The 17,085-nt window shown below is 58.0% G+C and carries 16 protein-coding genes; 8 read left to right on the top strand and 8 right to left on the bottom strand.

What is annotated here, in order from left to right; all coding sequences use genetic code 11:
* Positions 1–57 precede the first annotated feature (57 nt).
* The 4 genes from F451_RS28185 to F451_RS0100415 form a co-directional block, all read right to left on the bottom strand.
* Entirely contained in the window at positions 58–447 is a 390-nt protein-coding gene (locus F451_RS28185; protein ID WP_205623944.1) for a hypothetical protein, read from the bottom strand.
* Entirely contained in the window at positions 401–1,114 is a 714-nt protein-coding gene (locus tag F451_RS0100425) for a DUF5602 domain-containing protein (RefSeq protein ID WP_156826319.1), read from the bottom strand. The genes F451_RS28185 and F451_RS0100425 overlap by 47 nt, the downstream gene beginning before the upstream one ends.
* A 289-nt stretch (positions 1,115–1,403) precedes the next feature.
* On the bottom strand, positions 1,404–3,974 hold the full coding sequence (gene clpB / locus F451_RS0100420; RefSeq protein ID WP_020679365.1) for an ATP-dependent chaperone ClpB: 2,571 nt from the start codon (positions 3,972–3,974) through the stop codon (positions 1,404–1,406).
* Between the two features lie 237 nt (positions 3,975–4,211).
* Positions 4,212–4,838 (bottom strand): M15 family metallopeptidase, encoded by a 627-nt coding sequence (locus F451_RS0100415; RefSeq protein ID WP_051103878.1) that lies wholly within the window; start codon positions 4,836–4,838, stop codon positions 4,212–4,214.
* Positions 4,839–4,986: 148 nt separating this feature from the next.
* On the opposite strand from F451_RS0100415, the gene F451_RS24390 reads away from it, so the two are divergent.
* The gene (locus F451_RS24390; RefSeq protein WP_020679363.1) at positions 4,987–6,195 is read left to right on the top strand and encodes a GGDEF domain-containing protein; all 1,209 of its coding nucleotides are present in this window, start codon (positions 4,987–4,989) and stop codon (positions 6,193–6,195) included.
* Positions 6,196–6,371: 176 nt separating this feature from the next.
* Here the strand turns inward: F451_RS24390 and F451_RS0100405 are convergent, their stop codons facing one another.
* On the bottom strand, positions 6,372–6,869 hold the full coding sequence (locus F451_RS0100405; protein ID WP_020679362.1) for a MarR family winged helix-turn-helix transcriptional regulator: 498 nt from the start codon (positions 6,867–6,869) through the stop codon (positions 6,372–6,374).
* 323 nt (positions 6,870–7,192) lie between these two features.
* On the opposite strand from F451_RS0100405, the gene ectA reads away from it, so the two are divergent.
* From ectA to F451_RS0100375, 6 genes are all read left to right on the top strand, one after another.
* Complete coding sequence (gene ectA / locus F451_RS0100400) at positions 7,193–7,708, top strand: diaminobutyrate acetyltransferase (protein ID WP_020679361.1); 516 nt, start codon at positions 7,193–7,195, stop codon at positions 7,706–7,708.
* 11 nt (positions 7,709–7,719) lie between these two features.
* The gene (ectB, locus tag F451_RS0100395) at positions 7,720–8,997 is read left to right on the top strand and encodes a diaminobutyrate--2-oxoglutarate transaminase (RefSeq protein ID WP_020679360.1); all 1,278 of its coding nucleotides are present in this window, start codon (positions 7,720–7,722) and stop codon (positions 8,995–8,997) included.
* A gap of 11 nt (positions 8,998–9,008) precedes the next feature.
* On the top strand, positions 9,009–9,404 hold the full coding sequence (locus F451_RS0100390) for an ectoine synthase (RefSeq protein WP_020679359.1): 396 nt from the start codon (positions 9,009–9,011) through the stop codon (positions 9,402–9,404).
* Positions 9,405–9,481: 77 nt separating this feature from the next.
* Positions 9,482–10,396, top strand: coding sequence for an ectoine hydroxylase (thpD, locus tag F451_RS0100385; RefSeq protein ID WP_020679358.1), 915 nt, complete (start codon positions 9,482–9,484; stop codon positions 10,394–10,396).
* A gap of 75 nt (positions 10,397–10,471) precedes the next feature.
* Positions 10,472–11,902: an aspartate kinase gene (locus F451_RS0100380; RefSeq protein ID WP_020679357.1), complete on the top strand. Its 1,431-nt coding sequence runs from the start codon at positions 10,472–10,474 to the stop codon at positions 11,900–11,902.
* Positions 11,903–12,079: 177 nt separating this feature from the next.
* Positions 12,080–13,324, top strand: a complete 1,245-nt coding sequence (locus F451_RS0100375; protein ID WP_020679356.1) for an EAL and HDOD domain-containing protein — start codon at positions 12,080–12,082, stop codon at positions 13,322–13,324.
* An 86-nt stretch (positions 13,325–13,410) separates the two neighbouring features.
* On the opposite strand, the gene bfr is transcribed toward F451_RS0100375, so the two are convergent.
* From bfr to ilvD, 3 genes are all read right to left on the bottom strand, one after another.
* Positions 13,411–13,887, bottom strand: a complete 477-nt coding sequence (gene bfr / locus F451_RS0100370; protein WP_020679355.1) for a bacterioferritin — start codon at positions 13,885–13,887, stop codon at positions 13,411–13,413.
* A gap of 128 nt (positions 13,888–14,015) precedes the next feature.
* Complete coding sequence (locus F451_RS26990; protein WP_083928293.1) at positions 14,016–14,210, bottom strand: (2Fe-2S)-binding protein; 195 nt, start codon at positions 14,208–14,210, stop codon at positions 14,016–14,018.
* 241 nt (positions 14,211–14,451) lie between these two features.
* A complete protein-coding gene (ilvD, locus tag F451_RS0100360) occupies positions 14,452–16,296 on the bottom strand; it encodes a dihydroxy-acid dehydratase (protein ID WP_020679353.1) in 1,845 nt (614 codons plus the stop codon).
* Between the two features lie 207 nt (positions 16,297–16,503).
* Here ilvD and F451_RS24385 point away from each other — a divergent pair, with 207 nt between their 5' ends.
* On the top strand, positions 16,504–17,082 hold the full coding sequence (locus tag F451_RS24385; protein WP_083928292.1) for a glycine zipper 2TM domain-containing protein: 579 nt from the start codon (positions 16,504–16,506) through the stop codon (positions 17,080–17,082).
* Positions 17,083–17,085: the final 3 nt, after the last annotated feature.

The raw sequence follows: 17,085 nt of genomic DNA, 5'->3' as shown, positions 1-17,085 counted from the left end.
CAGCCCTGTTTACCTGCAACCTTGCCTCTTATCTGCTCCTGATCCTGCCATATACGGCTAATAAACGATGTTGATCTTGCCGAGCGCCTCGAGGGCTGTTGCGATGGCATTCTCGATGTCGTCGGCCTTGACCAGTCCAACACCAAGGCGGCGCTGACCGTCGATACTGGGCCCGGCAAACAACCGAAGCTGGGTGCTACGCACGCTGATGGCATCGGCCACGCCGTCAAAGCTCAGGTTGTTTGAGCGGCCATTGCCCAGAATAACCGCCGATGTACTCGGACCCTGCTGGCTTATATGGCCAATCGGCCAGCGTCGCAGGCGCGACGCTCCGTCGCGAACAGGGCGGGTATCGCATTTTTCCGTTGTGCGGATAGCCCCTAAGGGTTCACGTGAGGACTCAGTGACGCACCAGTTCGTCCAGCGTGATCTCGTACTGCCTGGCATAGGCATCGTAATGGAGGCCGTAACTGGCCGGATAGGCAAAGTCAGGGCTGTAGGCCTGCGGCTGTTTGACCGGTGTCGACGTGTTCGGTCGTGATTGCAGGAACGCGAGCGTTATCATTGGTTCCGTGAAAATGAGCTTGCCGTCGTAAAAGCCGTAGATGAAGGTCTGCGTAAAGGGCTGTTGCTGGAACTCGGCGCTGCCAGGATCAATGGCATGGGCGCCCATTCGCGGCACCTCGGTACCGGGTGGCAGTACGTAGTCCGCCGGCATATGGGAAGGCTCAGGCGCCTTGTGCGCGCGCTCCAGGTCGTCACCCACGGCGGTGATCGCGTTACGCGCGGCACTGTCGATGGCATAGAAGTGGAAATCGAAATGGGGCACGTTGTAGACCCCTTCGGGAATATGCCCTGCCGGATTCCAGTCCACGGTGACATGCTTGTATCCGGTACCGGCAGCCTCGGCCGGCAGGGCCAGCTCGTACTCCCACTCGCCGTGGGGCGGGACCTCCTGGGGCAGACCGGACAGGGCCGCTTCGCTCAGCCTGATACCCAGTGTCTGGGCCTGCCCCTGTGCGTCCAGCGTAACGAAGGTTCTTGCCTCTCCCTGGCCGATGGCGACCGCCGGACCTTCATAGGTGCCGGCGATGGAAACCTCTTTCTGAGGCATGGAACACCCCGTGAAAAACACCGCTCCAAGCGCAAGCAGCAGTGTGTGCAACCGCTGTGGATCCATTCGACTGACAGGCATTATTGGGAACCCTCTTGTTCTCTTGTTCTCTTGTTCGAGAGGCCGGCGGATAGCACTGCCCGTCGGCAGCCTGACAAGCATGGTCCCGGTACCGGCCAAACGCCAGTGGCTGTCGGTGCCTTTCGATATCGGGGCATAGGCGACCCTCTAAACGAAAAGAGCCCGCTGCTGTTGCAGCGGGCTCTTTTTCGTCAGGCAGCCCGGCGTATCAACGGAACACGAATTCCCCGGCTTCGACATCCACGGCGATCTCGTGACCCGGCGGGTAGGCGCCGGCGAGGATGTTCTGCGCCAGCGGGTTTTCGATCCAGCGCTGGATCGCCCGTTTCAGCGGCCGTGCGCCATAGATGGGCTCGAAGCCCACGTCCACCAGCTTGTCCATTGCGGTGCTGGTCAGCGTCAGGGTCAGATCCCGCTCGGCCAGGCGCTTGCGCAGCCGATCGAGCTGGACTTCGGCGATGCCGGCCACCTGTTCGCGGCGCAGGCTGTGGAAGACCACCACTTCGTCGATGCGGTTGATGACCTCGGGGCGAAAGTGAGCGCTGACCGCTTCCATCACGGCGGCCTGCATGAGGCTGTAGTCGTCATCGTCGCTGAAGTTCTGGATCAGGTCGGAACCCAGGTTCGAGGTCATCACCACGATGGTATTGCGGAAATCCACCGTACGGCCCTGGCCATCGGTCAGGCGGCCGTCTTCCAGTACCTGCAGCAGGATGTTGAACACGTCGGGGTGGGCCTTTTCCACCTCGTCGAGCAGTAGCACCGAATACGGACGACGGCGCACGGCCTCGGTCAGGTAGCCGCCCTCTTCGTAGCCGACGTAGCCGGGAGGCGCGCCGATCAGACGGGCCACGGAGTGTTTTTCCATGAACTCGGACATGTCGATGCGCACCATGGCCTCATCGGTGTCGAACAGGAAATTGGCCAGCGTTTTACAAAGCTCGGTTTTACCGACCCCGGTGGGGCCGAGGAAAAGGAAGCTGCCGTTGGGCCTGTTGGGATCGGACAGGCCCGCGCGGGAGCGGCGTACCGCGTTGGCGACGGCGACCACGGCCTCGTTCTGGCCGATCACGCGCTGGTGCAAAGCCTCTTCCATGCGCAGCAGCTTTTCCCGTTCGCCTTCAAGCATCTTGCTGATCGGGATGCCAGTCCAGCGGGAGACGACTTCAGCCACTTCTTCGTCGGTCACCTTGTTGCGCAGCAGTGTGGTTTCTTTCTGTTCGCCCTCGCTGGCGGCGGCGAGCTGCTTTTCCAGTTCAGGGATTTGGCCGTACTGCAGTTCGGACATGCGGGACAGATCGCCGGCGCGGCGCGCCTGTTCCATTTCAACCCGGGCCTGGTCCAGCTGTTCCTTGATGTGCTGGGAACCTTGCAGGGTGGCCTTTTCGGCTTTCCAGATTTCCTCGAAATCGGCGTATTCCCGTTCCAGCTTGTCGATGTTCTGTACCAGTTCGGCCAGGCGCTTGTGCGAGGGCTCGTCGGTTTCCTTTTTCAGTGCCTCGCGTTCCATCTTCAGCTGGATCAGGCGCCGTTCAAGGCGGTCCATGTCTTCGGGCTTGGAGTCCATTTCCATGCGGATGCGCGAGGCGGCCTCGTCGATCAGGTCAATGGCCTTGTCGGGCAGCTGGCGGTCGGTGATGTAGCGCTGGCTCAGTTTGGCCGCGGCGATAATGGCCGCGTCGGTGATATCAACGCTGTGGTGGATCTCATAGCGCTCTTTGAGGCCGCGCAGGATGGCGATGGTGTCTTCTTCGCTGGGTTCGTCGACCAGCACTTTCTGGAAACGGCGCTCAAGTGCCGCATCCTTTTCGACGTACTGGCGGTACTCGTTCAGGGTGGTGGCGCCCACGCAGTGCAGCTCGCCGCGGGCCAGGGCGGGTTTGAGCATGTTGCCGGCATCCATGGCGCCTTCGGCCTTGCCGGCGCCGACCATGGTGTGCAGCTCGTCAATAAAGAGGATGATCTGGCCTTCCTGCTTCGACAGTTCATTGAGCAGGGCCTTGAGGCGTTCCTCGAACTCGCCGCGAAACTTGGCGCCGGCGATCAGGGCGCCCATGTCCAGCGCCAGCACGCGCTTGTGCTTGAGGCCCTCCGGTACTTCACCATTGACGATGCGCTGGGCCAGGCCCTCGGCGATGGCGGTCTTGCCGACGCCGGGCTCGCCGATGAGCACGGGGTTGTTCTTGGTGCGGCGCTGCAGCACCTGGATGGTGCGGCGGATTTCCTCGTCACGCCCGATGACCGGATCCAGCTTGCCGGACTCGGCCCGCTCGGTCAGGTCGATGCAGTATTTGTCCAGCGCCTGGCGGGATTCCTCGGCATTGGGGTCCTGTACGCTTTCGCCACCGCGCATCTGATTGATCGCCTCTTCCAGTTTGGGTTTAGTGACACCGGATTCGCGAAGCAGCTTGCCCGCGTCACCCTTGTCGTCGAACATGGCCAGCAGTATCAGTTCGCTGGCGATGTACTGATCGCCGCGCTGCTGCGCCAGCTTGTCGGTGAGGTTGAACAGCCGCGCCATGTTCTGCGACAGGCGGATTTCGCCATCCGGGCTCTGTACCTGGGGCAGGCGCTCCAGTGCTTCGCCGAGCTTATGAGTCAGGGTCTGCAGGTTGGCTCCGGCGCGGGACAGCAGTGGTCGTATGGAGCCGTCTCGCTGTTCGATGAAGGCTGCCAGCAGGTGCAGCGGTTCCATCATGTTGTGATCCCGGCCGACCGCGAGTGATTGTGCGTCGGACAGGGCTTCCTGCAATTTGGAGGTGAATTTGTCGGGTCGCATGGAGCCTCCTGAAGTAGGGAATCAGCCAGTTATGGCTCTCTATATTGTGGCAAACCCACAAGGCTTCAAGGGACATAATTATTTAATTAGCAAATACTGATATAGGTCATCGGATGATGAGGCGCAGCGATGCGCTGGCCTGGCTTCTCGCTGTTACTCCGTCGCAGGGTATCGCACCAGCGGTCGAATCGGTGCGGATTTCGGGCTGGGTTTTGGCCGTTGCGGTTAAAACCCGGATTACGTAATCGGAATATCGAAGCTGCCATGCGGATAGGGCTCATCGCGCAGGGTGAAGTGCCACCATTCGTGGTGAAAGGGAATAAAGCCCGCGGCGGTCATCAGCTGTTGCAGCAGCAGGCGGTTGGCACGCGCCTGGATACTGAGGCGGTCATAGTCGAGCCAGGACTCGGGGCCGAAGTAGTCGAATATGGTGCCCATATCCAGTTCTTCGTGCTGATCCCGGGTGCCATTGACCGACACGATGGTCAGATCGACGGTGCTGCCGCGGCTGTGGCTGGAGCTTTTGCTCAGGTAGCCTTCGCTGAACAGCTCGGCTTTTTCCAGGTTGGGGTAATAGCGCGCCTTGAGTGCCGCCTCGCAGGGAGTGTCACACCAGCGGATAAAGTGATCCACGGCGCGCTGTGGCCGGTAGGCATCGAATATCTTGAGCCCCAGGTCGAATCGGGCAAGGCTTCGCTGCACGCCGACCAGTGCCTTCGCGGCGGGCTCTGTGAGCCAGGCTTTGGGAGCTCCGTAACCGTCGACCGGAGTGCCCAGGAAATTGTCGCTGGTGCAATACTTCATGTCCAGCAACAGGTCGGGCAGGTACTGTGTCAGATCGACCAATAAGGGTTGTGAACTCAAGCCTGTGTCCTTGAATCGGTATGATGTGGGCTAAATTACCAAGGCTGCATTCCTTGCTGACCTTCGCTGCCGGTATCGGGATGGCGAGCTGAATCATAAGTGTGTATTGTCGGATTTGTTCAGGATCACTGCAAGGAGGCGAGGCATCATGGATACCCAGAGGCCTGTCGGCGAATCGTTAGAGGCTGTCCCAAAGTCAAATATCACCGAGCAGACGCTGGCGGAGCAGCTAAAGATTACCGAGCGCGAGATTGAAGAGCGCAAACAATTGATCGGCTTCACGGCGGAAGATTCGGCTGCGCTGCAGCGCTGGAAACCCGTCGTTCAGCGCGATATCAAACTGATCGTTGATGAGTTCTATCGACGCCAGAGATCAATCTCTGAAGTGGCGCTGCTTATTGGCGATGCCGAGACCTTTCGCAGGTTGCATCATTCCATGCGGCGTTATGTACTGGAACTCTTTGATGGTTTCTACGACTCCGAATACGTCAACAAGCGCCTGCGCATCGGCAAGGTACACAAGCAGATTGGTGTATCCCCCAAGCTCTATATCGCTGCGATCGTAACGCTGCAGGAAGTATTGCGACAGCATCTGGGCTCCGTAGCACTGGCACCGTCGCACACGGATGATGAACCGCCGCTTCAGCCGCTGCATCGACTGATGATGTTTGACGTGCAATTTGTGTTTGATACTTACATCCACAGCCTGGTGTCCGAAGTCGAATCTATCCGTCATCGGGTGGAAGACTATGCCTCCAGTCTGGAGGCCACTATTGCCGAGCGGACCCGGGAGCTCGAGCGTCTGTCGCAAACGGACCCGTTGACCGGATTGCAGAATCAGCGTTCGTATTATGAGCATCTGCGCCGCGAAGTGTCTCGCGCCGAGCGCCAGGGTAATTTTCTGAGTCTGCTGTATGTCGATTTGAACCAGTTCAAGGAACTGAACGATCAGGCGGGGCACCGCGCCGGCGATGATCTGCTGGCGCACTTCAGCCAGGTGCTGCAGGGCATCAGCAGATCCTGTGATATCCCCTGTCGGTATGGTGGCGACGAGTTCATTGTGATTTTGCCGGATACAAGGCCTGAGCAGGCCGAACAGCTTGCGCATCGGCTGATAGCTGTGTTCTCGCAAGGGGATACACAGGGTATTACGCTGAGCATTGGCATCGCCCACACCTGTCTGGACAACCTGCTGGATCCCGAAAGCCTGACTAATCTGGCCGATAAGGCCATGTACGGTGCCAAGCAGCATAGTCGCGCCAGGTTGGATAACTATATCCATTTATCGGGTCGGGAAGGTGGCGCAATTGCGCCACAGGGTGCGGGGAAAAACGAGACGGCGGTTGTCGGCTCCTGAGGGGGCATAGACACATGAGGGCTGAGACGCAGTCCGAGGTCTTTAATTGATGTTAGTCAGTCCCCTGTCAGCAGCACCTTGCATACGCTGGCTTATTGTTACATCTGCGGCGTTACGCCAGGGCCGCTCTTGCTGACGGTAGATGGGGCGCAATGCCCCAAACCCTGCTTTTACCATCACTCATGCTTGTCTGTGTCGATAGATGAGCGCGCCAGATCACCGATATCAAATACTGGCGCCGCATCTATATCCAGCGCGTTAATGATGCCTGCCACGCGCTCCAGTGACGTTATTACCATTGACTGTTCCCACTCCTCCATCGCCTCAAACTTGCCGATGAACAGGTCCTGCAGGGATGTTGGTGATGTCTCCAGCAGGTGAATGCCGGTCTCCGAAAGGCAGGCCCATACCTTTCGCTTGTCGTGGCTGTCACGCCGCCGCTCCACCAGTTGCTTCTTTTCCAGCCGGTCCAGAATACTGGTGACAGTCGCCTGGGCCAGGTTCATTTCTCGTGCCAGCAGGCCAATGGTCATGGAGCCGCCTTCCTGCAGCGTCTGCATGGTCAGTAGTTGTGGCAGTGTGAGCCCGCTCACCCGGCTGAGTTGCTTGTCGTGCAGGTCGGTTGCACGAATGATCTGGCGGATCAGGACAAGGGCGGACTGGCTTTTGCTCATGCAGACTCGGGCGCTGGTTTCGTGGAGGTAACGGATTATTGTCGTCTTTTACGGCCTTGGCGGCAATAACGCAACGACTGTCGCGCTCCTCGCCCAGCTGAAGGAGGGTATCTGTATCGAAATGCTACGTACTCATGTGCCTATTATCAGATCGGCCAACAAAATTACTTCGTGTTGCTAACTAGTTAAATCTTCAGTGAGCGCAAAATTATACAGGATAATTTTTTTATTGACTAGTATTTAGCCAGTATTGGCTGTTGATGTTCATTGTTGGATGTGTTTTATAATAATAAAGCATCGCAACACGAAAAGTTATTTACCCTATGGAAGTTGATTCGATAAAGTTCCGCAAACCCAGTGGTCTTGATGGCCACGCGCTGCACCAGCTGATTTCACGCTGTGCGCCTCTGGATACCAATTCCGTTTATTGCAACCTGCTGCAATGTACCGATTTTGCAGACACGGCCATCGCGGCCCAGGCGCCCGACGGACGCCTGCTGGGCTTCATTTCGGGATACCGCCCACCGGGGCGTGAAGACACCCTATTCGTCTGGCAGGTGGCGGTTGATGAGGCTGCCCGCGGATTGGGATTGGGCAGCCGCATGCTGCTGGCACTAATCCGACGTCTTGCACCCCAGGGTGTGAGGCATATAGAAACCACGATTTCACCCGGCAACGATGCGTCCGAAGCCCTGTTCCGCAAAGTCTTTGACGTACTCGATGCCCCCTGGGAGCGGCAGCTGCTGTTTTCCCGCGAGGCCCACTTCGCCGGTCAGCATGATGACGAAATGCTGTACCGTGCCGGCCCCTTCGCGCTGCCGATCCCCTCAAAAGCTTAACAGGAGTAATAATGAATATTTTTGAACAGAATGAATCCGCTATTCGCAGCTATTGCCGTTCGTTTCCGGTGGTTTTCAACCATGCCAAGGGCGCCGAGCTCACGGTGCGTGACGGTGAGCGTTATATCGACTTTCTTGCCGGCGCCGGCACCCTGAACTACGGCCACAACAACCCGATACTCAAGAAAGCCCTGATTGAGTACATCGAGTCCGATGGTGTGGCACACGGCCTGGACATGCACACCGATGCCAAGGAAAGCTTCCTTGAGGTATTTAATCGCATCATCCTGGAACCTCGCGGTCTGGGTGACTGTGTCGTGCAATTTACCGGCCCGACCGGGTCCAATTCGGTTGAGGCCGCGCTAAAACTGGCGCGCAAGGTCAAGGGACGTCGCAACATCATCAGCTTCACCAACGGCTTTCACGGTGTGACCACTGGTGCTCTGGCCTGTACCGGCAATCAGCACCACCGCGGCGCAGCTGGCGTGACGTTGGGTGATGTTACGCGCATGCCGTTTGATGGCTATATGGGTGACAAGATGAACACCCTGGCCTACATGGATAAGCTGCTCAGCGATCCGAGCAGCGGCATTGACCACCCGGCGGCGGTGATCGTTGAAACCGTTCAGGGCGAAGGCGGTCTGAACGTTGCCTCGGCTGACTGGATGCGCCGGCTCGAGCGCCTGTGCCGCAAGCACGACATGCTGTTGATCGTTGATGATATCCAGGCCGGTTGCGGCCGTACCGGCTCTTTCTTCAGCTTCGAAGAGATGGGCATCAAGCCGGACATGATTACCCTGTCCAAGTCCCTCAGTGGTTATGGTCTGCCCCTGGCGGTGCTGGTGCTGCGCAAGGAGCTTGATCAGTGGGAGCCGGGTGAGCATAACGGTACCTTTCGCGGTAACAACCACGCCTTCGTGACGGCCACCGCCGCGATTGAAACCTTCTGGAGCGATACACGTTTTGCCGAAGAGGTGAAACGCAAGGGCGCACTGGTACGCGAACGTTTTCAGTCCATCGTCCAGCGTCAGGGCCCGAATTCGCTGAAAGTGAAAGGTCGTGGCCTGATGATCGGTATCGAATGTCCCAACGGTGAGATTGCTGCCAGTGTTTGCCGTCGCTCCTTTGCGCGCAACCTGGTGATCGAAACCAGTGGTGCACACAGCCAGGTGGTGAAATGCCTGTGCCCGCTGACCATCACCGATGAGCAGCTCACCACCGCGCTGGATATTCTGGAAGGTGCTTTTGCCGGCGCCATGGCTGAACAAATCGAAACTGCCGCATCCTGAGGAGATCGAGAATGATCGTACGTACACTGCAAGAAGCTGAAAAAAGTGAGCGCCGGGTTGTTGCCGAGAACTGGGAAAGCACCCGTATGCTGCTAAAGCAGGACAATATGGGGTATTCCTTCCATATCACCACAATTTACGCGGGCACCGAAACGCATATCTGGTACCAGAACCATTTCGAGTCGGTGTACTGCATCAGCGGTGAAGGCGAGATCGAAACCCTGGCCGATGGCAAGGTCTATCCGATCCGCCCGGGCACCCTGTACAACCTGGACAAGCACGATGAGCACCTGTTGCGGGCCAGTTCCGAACTGAAGCTGGCGTGCGTGTTCAACCCGCCGCTGAACGGGCTTGAAGTGCATGACGAAAACGGTGTCTATCCGCTGGAAACGGATGCCGTTGCCTGAGTGATGCACGTTACCCGGGGCGTCATCAGCCCCGGGAGCTGAGTGTCACGGCCCCTACATTACTAACCGGAGAATCCATGAGTTCGCGTCAAGATCTGTACCCGTCCCGTCAGCAGGCCGAGCCACAATGGCTGGAGCGCCAGGATCCTGTGGTGTATAGCCAGGATCCCGCGGCTGCGCCGATTGCGTCCGAGCTGATTGCCCAATACGAGCGTGACGGCTACATGGTGATTCCCGAGCTCTTTTCACCGGCTGAAGTTGCCGTCATGACCACGGAACTGGAGCGTCTTCGGCATGACCCGGCTGTATTGGCATCTGACAAGGCCATTCGCGAACCGAATAGTGGCGCGTTACGTTCGCTGTTTGAGATCCACCATGACAATGCGCTTTTTGGCAGGCTGGCATGTGATGCCCGCATTGCCGAAATAGCCCGCTTTATCCTCGGCGGCGATGTGTATATTCACCAGTCGCGCATGAACCTGAAGCCCGGCTTCATCGGCAAGGAGTTCTACTGGCACTCCGATTTTGAAACCTGGCACGTTGAGGATGGCATGCCGCGCATGCGTGCGCTGAGCTGTTCCATCCTGCTGACCGACAATGACATCAACAACGGTCCGCTGATGCTGGTACCGGGTTCCCACCGCCATTACGTTGGCTGTGTCGGCGCAACCCCGCATAACCATTATCAGTACTCGCTGCGCAGGCAGGATTTTGGTGTGCCGGATAACGCAAGCCTCAGTCGAATGGTCGAGCGCTACGGTATCGATACTGCCACAGGACCTGCGGGGTCCGTGGTGTTTTTCGACTGTAACACGCTGCATGGCTCCAACAGCAATATTACGCCGGCCCCGCGCAGCAACCTGTTCTTTGTGTTTAATCACATCGAAAACGGCCTGCAGGCGCCTTTCTGCGAGCAGCCGCCGCGCCCGGCATTTGTCGCTGACCGCGAGCCGGTTAAACCGCTGGAGATCGTGGAGCAGACGTACGCCTGAGCCGCACTCGCCCTTCTTTCCTGCTGCCGCATTCACTGCGGCAGCCCTGAATTTTACGGGACTTTCCATATCAATATGCACACGGTAGAAAAAATCGGTGGCACGTCCATGAGCCGCTTTGACGAAGTCATGGACAACATTTTAGTGGGCGATCGCAGCGGCGATTCGCTCTATAACCGCATCTTTGTCGTATCGGCCTATGCCGGCATGACCAATTTGCTGCTGGAACACAAGAAAACCGGCGAACCCGGCGTTTATGCCCGCTTTGCCGACGCTCATAGCGAAGATGCCTGGCTGGAAGCACTGGACGGTGTCTGCAGCCGCATGCTGCAGAAAAACGCCGAACTGTTTGACAGTGACTACGAGCGCAGCGCCGCAGACCACTTTGTACAGGAGCGCATCAAGGATGCCCGCGCCTGCATGCAGAGCCTGCAGCGTCTTTGTACCTATGGTCACTTTCAGCTCGAAGAGCATCTGATGAAGGTGCGCGAAATGCTGGCGGCCATCGGTGAGGCGCACAGTGCACACAACACGGTGCTTGCGCTGCGCAGCCGCGGTGTTAACGCCCGCATGGTGGACCTGACAGGCTGGCACCAGGACGCGCCCCAGGCTTTTGAGGACATGGTGCGTTCCGGGTTTGAAGATATCGATCCTGCCACGGAGCTGGCGGTTGCCACGGGCTACACCCATTGCGCCGCGGGATTGATGAATACGTATGACCGGGGCTATAGCGAGATCACCTTTGCGGAAATCGCCTCTGTGACTTCGGCCCGTGAAGCCATTATCCACAAGGAATACCACCTTAGCAGTGCCGATCCCATGTTGGTCGGTACCGATAAGGTGGTGACCATCGGGCGCACCAACTACGATGTGGCTGACCAGCTGTCGAACCTGGGCATGGAAGCCATCCATCCCAAGGCGGCCAAGTCCTTGCGTCGGGCTGGCGTGGAGCTGCGCATCAAGAACGCCTTTGAGCCTGAACATGACGGTACCCTGATCAGCCAGTCCTACGTGAGCGACCGACCCTGCGTTGAGATCGTGGCCGGGCGCAAGGATGTTTTCGGGTTGGAAGTATTCGATCAGGAAATGCTCGGCGATGTAGGCTACGACATGGAACTGACGCGTCTGCTCAAGCAGCTGAAGCTCTACGTGGTGAACAAGGACTCGGATGCCAACAGCATCACCTACTACGTTTCGGGTTCGCGCAAGATGGTTAACCGTGCCGCGCGCCTGGTGGAAGAGCGCTACAAGGATGCCGAGGTGACGGTACATAACGTGGCCATCGTGTCGGCCATTGGCTCTGACCTCAAGGTCAAGGGCATGCTGGCGCGCATGATGTCCGCCATGGCTGAGGCTGGCATCAGTGTGCAGGGCGCGCATCAGTCGATCCGCCAGGTTCAGATGCAGTGTGTCGTCCGGGAAGAGGACTATGCCCAGACCGTAGTGGTACTGCACAGGGCGCTGGTGGAGCAAGAGGGTTATGAGGACGTGATCTCCGCTGCCTGAGTGCTCGCTGCGTCGCCTGATTACCCCCGCAAGCCCGGCCTTATGGTCCGGGCTTTTGCTTTCTGGTCTTGAGCTTGTTGCTGCCTGCAGCGGAATTCGATTTTGCCACGGCTTAATGTCATGATGGTGCCAGTTTTTTTATGACCAGAACGACTGTGAAACATGGAGAGCCGAGTCGTGAGTGCAGTGCTTAAATCCCTGAACGACACAGACCAACTGCCCGTACTGTTAGCGCGGCAGCCCATTTATTCCAAGAATCAGGATGTCGTTGCGTATGAGCTGCTGTTTCGCAGCCAGTCCGGTGAAGTTGACCGGTCGATTACGGATGATGCGGCGACCCTGGCTGTCATTACCAATACCTATGCCAGCGTGTGTACCGGTGGCGAGGTTCGTACTCTGCCCTGCTATCTCAAGCTCACAGACAAGGTACTGATGAATGTCAATTTTCCTGAGCTGCCCAGGGACAGCTTTGCGCTTGAATTGCTCGGTCATACCGATGTAACCCCAGCGTTGCTGGAGCGCTTGACCCAGCTGGCCCGGTCGGGCTATCGCCTGGTCCTGGCGGATTATGATCCGGGCAACCCGAAATTCGAGCCCCTGCTGTCTATCGTACATGTCCTCAAGCTCGATGTCCTCAAGCTGGGCCTGCGCGAATTACCGGACATCATCCGCAAGCTGAAGCCTTATAACCTGGAATTGCTGGCCGACAAGGTCGAAAACAAGGAGCAGTTCAGGCAGTGTCTTGAAATGGGCTTCTCGCTCTATCAGGGCTATTTCCTGAGCATGCCGATTCCGGTGCGCGGCAAGAAAATTGTCGGCAACAAGGTCGTTCTGCTGCAGCTTTTGACGGAGTTGCAGAATCCGGATACGACCGCGGCGGCGCTGGAACAGATCGCGATAAACGACGCGGCGCTTACCTACAAGATTCTCAAGGTGGTCAACTCGGCGGCTTTCAGCCTGAAGCGCGAGATTGAGTCTCTGTCCCACGCCATTACGCTGCTGGGGCTGGATCAGATCCGCCGCTGGGTCACTCTGTTTCTGGCCAGTGCCGAACCCGGCAAGCCCGATGAGCTGACGCGTAACATGCTGGTGCGCGGACGTATGTGCGAGCTGCTGGCTGAGCTTATGGGGCGCCCTAATACGCTGAATTACTTCGTTGTCGGTCTGTTGTCCCAGCTGGACGCGCTGCTGGACATCGATATGAGCGAGCTGATGGAACAGGTTCCGTTGCAACAGGATATCAAGGATGCGTTGCTCAACCGTTCCGGCATGCTTGGCGAAGTGCTGAAGGATGTCGAGGTTTACGAGCAGGGAAAGTTTGCGGCGCTGCAGAGGTTTGTAGATCCGTCTTTTTACGAGGTTTCCTATCGCCACAGCCTGTCATGGGCTCAAACGGTGATGCTGGCCATGTCTGAAGGTTAGCGCACGCGCGGCAGGTGAAAGGCAAAAAATGCCGCTTTTGCGGCGCTGCTTAAACCTTTCACCTCAATGGCGCCAGTCCGTCTGTGTCAGCTGGCGCTTTCCATCTGGGACTGCAGGTAATTCTGCAGACCGACCTTGTTGATAAGCTCCAGCTGTGTTTCCAGGTAGTCGATATGCTCTTCTTCGGATTCGAGTATGTCTTCGAGCAATTCACGGCTGGTGTAATCCTGCACCTTTTCGCAATGCTTGATGCCTTCGCGCAGGTCCGGCAATGCATCGAGTTCCAGGGCCAGGTCGCATTCAAGCATTTCCTGAGTGTCTTCGCCGATGCGTAGTTTGCCGAGGTTTTGCAGGTTAGGCAGGCCTTCCAGAAACAGGATGCGCTCAATCAGCCGGTCGGCGTGCTTCATTTCATCGATGGATTCGTGGTATTCGTGATCGGCCAGAGCTTTCAGGCCCCAGTCCTTCCACATGCGGGAGTGCAGGAAGTACTGATTGATGGCAATCAGTTCGTTGTACAGGGCCTTGTTGAGATACTCGAGGACTTTCTTGTCGCCTTTCATGCCGCTGTCTCCGCGTTGGATAAACAGCAAACAGTATTGAAGGCGGGCTTCGATCTGTCAAAGCCAAGTGGGTTATGCTTTTCAAGCAGGGATTTGTGGTGACCGCAAACTGGCCGGACGTTGTGATATCAGGCGGCGATAATTTCTTCTGCGAGATCCATGAAGGGATGGTCGTCAATGATCTGGCGAGTGGTGCAAATGCATTTTCCACATTCTGAGCCGACACCCAGCTGACGGTAAACGTCACGCAGGGTACGGGCGCCCTGGTCCAGAGCTTCGCGAATTTGACGGTCGCTTACGTTCTTGCAGATACAGACTTTCATGGCTTGACCCGCGGATGTCTTGATACGGAATGTTAATGATAATAGTTATCAAAACCGTTTCTGGCAAGCCTTAATGCTAAGCGGAACTTGAAAGATATTTGATTATTTTTAGCTATTATTTATATGTTTCCGATAGTTTTTATTCTTCTGGCGTCTGTCTCACGCGCACAAAAAAGGCAGCTGAAGCTGCCTTTTTTGTGCTTTACGCCCGCATGAATGTCAGCCGGGCTTCAGATGCAGCTTAATCCAGCGCGGACAGGTCGCGCACCGCGCCCTTGTCTGCGCTGGTGGCCAGCAGGGCGTAGGCCTTGAGGGCGGCCGAGACTTTGCGTGGACGAGGTTCGGCCGGTTTCCAGCCATCCTTGCCTTTCCTGTCCATTTGCGCACGGCGATGAGCCAGCTCTTCCATCGGCAATTTCACGTCGATGGTGCGGTTGGGGATATCGATGCGAATGATGTCACCGCTTTCCACCAGGGCAATAGCGCCGCCAGCGCCGGCTTCAGGCGATACATGCCCGATAGACAGGCCCGAAGTGCCGCCGGAGAAACGACCGTCGGTCAGCAGGGCGCAGGCTTTGCCCAGTCCCTTGGACTTGAGATAGGACGTCGGGTACAGCATTTCCTGCATGCCAGGGCCGCCTTTAGGGCCTTCGTAGCGCACGATAACCACGTCGCCGGGCTTGACCTTGTCTTCCAGGATATGACGTACGGCCTCGTCCTGGGACTCGGTGATATGGGCCGGTCCTTCAAACACCAGGTTCTCGTCGTCGACGCCGGCAGTTTTGACTACGCAGCCGTCTTCGGCGATGTTGCCGTACAGAACGGCCAGGCCGCCTTCCAGCGAGAAGGCATGTTCCAGCGAGCGAATGCAGCCATTCTCACGGTCGCCGTCCAGCGTGGGCCAGCGTGTCGCCTGGCTGAACGCAGTCTGGGTCGGGATACCGGCAGGCCCGGCCTTGAAAAACTCCACTACGGCAGGTGTGGGGTTACGCATGATATCCCACTCGTCCAGCGCGGCTTTCATGCTGGTGCTATGGACGGTGGGCAGATCGGTGTGCAGTTTGCCGGCACGGTCCAGTTCGCCAAGGATCGCCATGATGCCGCCGGCGCGGTGCACGTCTTCGATATGGTACTTAGGTGTGTTCGGCGCCACCTTGCAAAGCTGGGGCACCAGGTGCGACAGACGGTCGATGTCCTTGAGGGTGAAGTCCAGCTCCGCTTCCTGGGCGATGGCCAGCAGGTGCAGGATGGTGTTGGTGGACCCGCCCATGGCGATATCCAGCGTCATGGCGTTTTCGAACGCCTTGAAGTTGCCGATGCTGCGCGGCAGGGCGTTGTCGTCATCCTGCTCGTAGTAGCGTTTGGCGAGCTCGACGATGGTGCGGCCGGCTTTCAGGAACAGCTCTTCGCGATCGGCATGGGTAGCCAGTACGGTACCGTTACCCGGCAGGGACAGACCCAGGGCTTCGGTCAGGCAGTTCATGGAGTTGGCAGTGAACATGCCGGAGCAGGAGCCGCAGGTGGGGCAGGCGGATCTTTCGTACTCGGCAACTTTTTCGTCAGAAGCGCTGTCATCGGCGGCGATGACCATGGCGTCGACCAGGTCCAGCTTGTGCTCGGACAGCTTGGTCTTGCCGGCTTCCATCGGACCGCCGGAAACGAAGATCACCGGAATGTTCAGGCGCATGGCGGCCATCAGCATTCCCGGTGTGATCTTGTCGCAGTTGGAAATGCAGACGAGCGCATCGGCGCAGTGGGCATTGACCATGTATTCAACGGAGTCGGCGATGATGTCGCGGCTTGGCAGCGAGTAGAGCATGCCGTCGTGACCCATGGCGATGCCGTCATCAACAGCGATGGTGTTGAATTCCTTGGCGACGCCGCCGGCCTTTTCGATTTCGCGCGCGACCAGTTGGCCCATGTCCTTGAGGTGGACATGGCCCGGCACGAACTGGGTAAAGGAGTTGGCGATGGCGATGATCGGCTTGTGGAAATCCTCGTCCGTCATTCCGGTTGCACGCCAGAGCGCGCGGGCGCCGGCCATATTGCGACCGGCTGTCGAGGTCTTTGAACGATATTGCGGCATGACCTTGTGTCCTCGGCTGCTGGGGACGCCAGCGTAGCTGGCGACACGCCCGTATTGGGAAACGGCGAGTATAACAGATGCCCTGCATGGTGCAGTACTGCCTCGACTGGCCGTGTTAATCCGACGATTCCTTCATGCCGGATTCAGCCGATTGTTACTAAAGTGACAGCCTGAGTGAAGCATTCCTGCGACTTAAGGAGGCAGCTAATGTTACGCATACTATGTACAGGATTGATCGCCGTCTGGCTGCTGGCCCCTTTGGCCCCCCTGGCCCATGCCGGATCAAGGGATCGCGATGACTGGCATGAATCGCGGCATCACGGACGGTACGACTACGCCAAGGTGGTCGACGTCGATCCCATCGTGCAGCGCGAACGGGTTCGGGTCGAACGTGAGACCTGCTGGGATGAGCAGGTGCGTGTGCGGACCGACGGCTATCGCAGCAGCAACGCAGTGGGTGGTGCACTGGTGGGCGGTATGATCGGCGGGGTCGTTGGACATGAGCTGGGTCATGGTCATCATCATAGCCCGGCGGGTACCCTTGTGGGGGCTGCAGTCGGGGCAACGCTGGGGCATCAGCTGGCCTGGCGCCGGCATGATCGCTACGAAACAGTGACAGAGCGGCGCTGTGCCGTGAAACCGGATCTGGAGTATTATGAGAGGGTTACGGGGTACCGCGTAAGTTACCGCTATCGAGGCCAGATTTACCACACCACGACGACGGACCATCCCGGCAGGCGCATTCGCGTCAGGGTGGATGTGACACCTGCGCACTGGCATGGCTGAAAG

The sequence above is a fragment of the Marinobacterium rhizophilum DSM 18822 genome, from assembly GCF_000378045.1.
In the GTDB taxonomy this organism is placed as follows: domain Bacteria; phylum Pseudomonadota; class Gammaproteobacteria; order Pseudomonadales; family Balneatricaceae; genus Marinobacterium_A; species Marinobacterium_A rhizophilum.
Note: the sequence above shows the minus strand (reverse complement) of the source record. Positions and strands in the feature narration are given on the sequence as shown.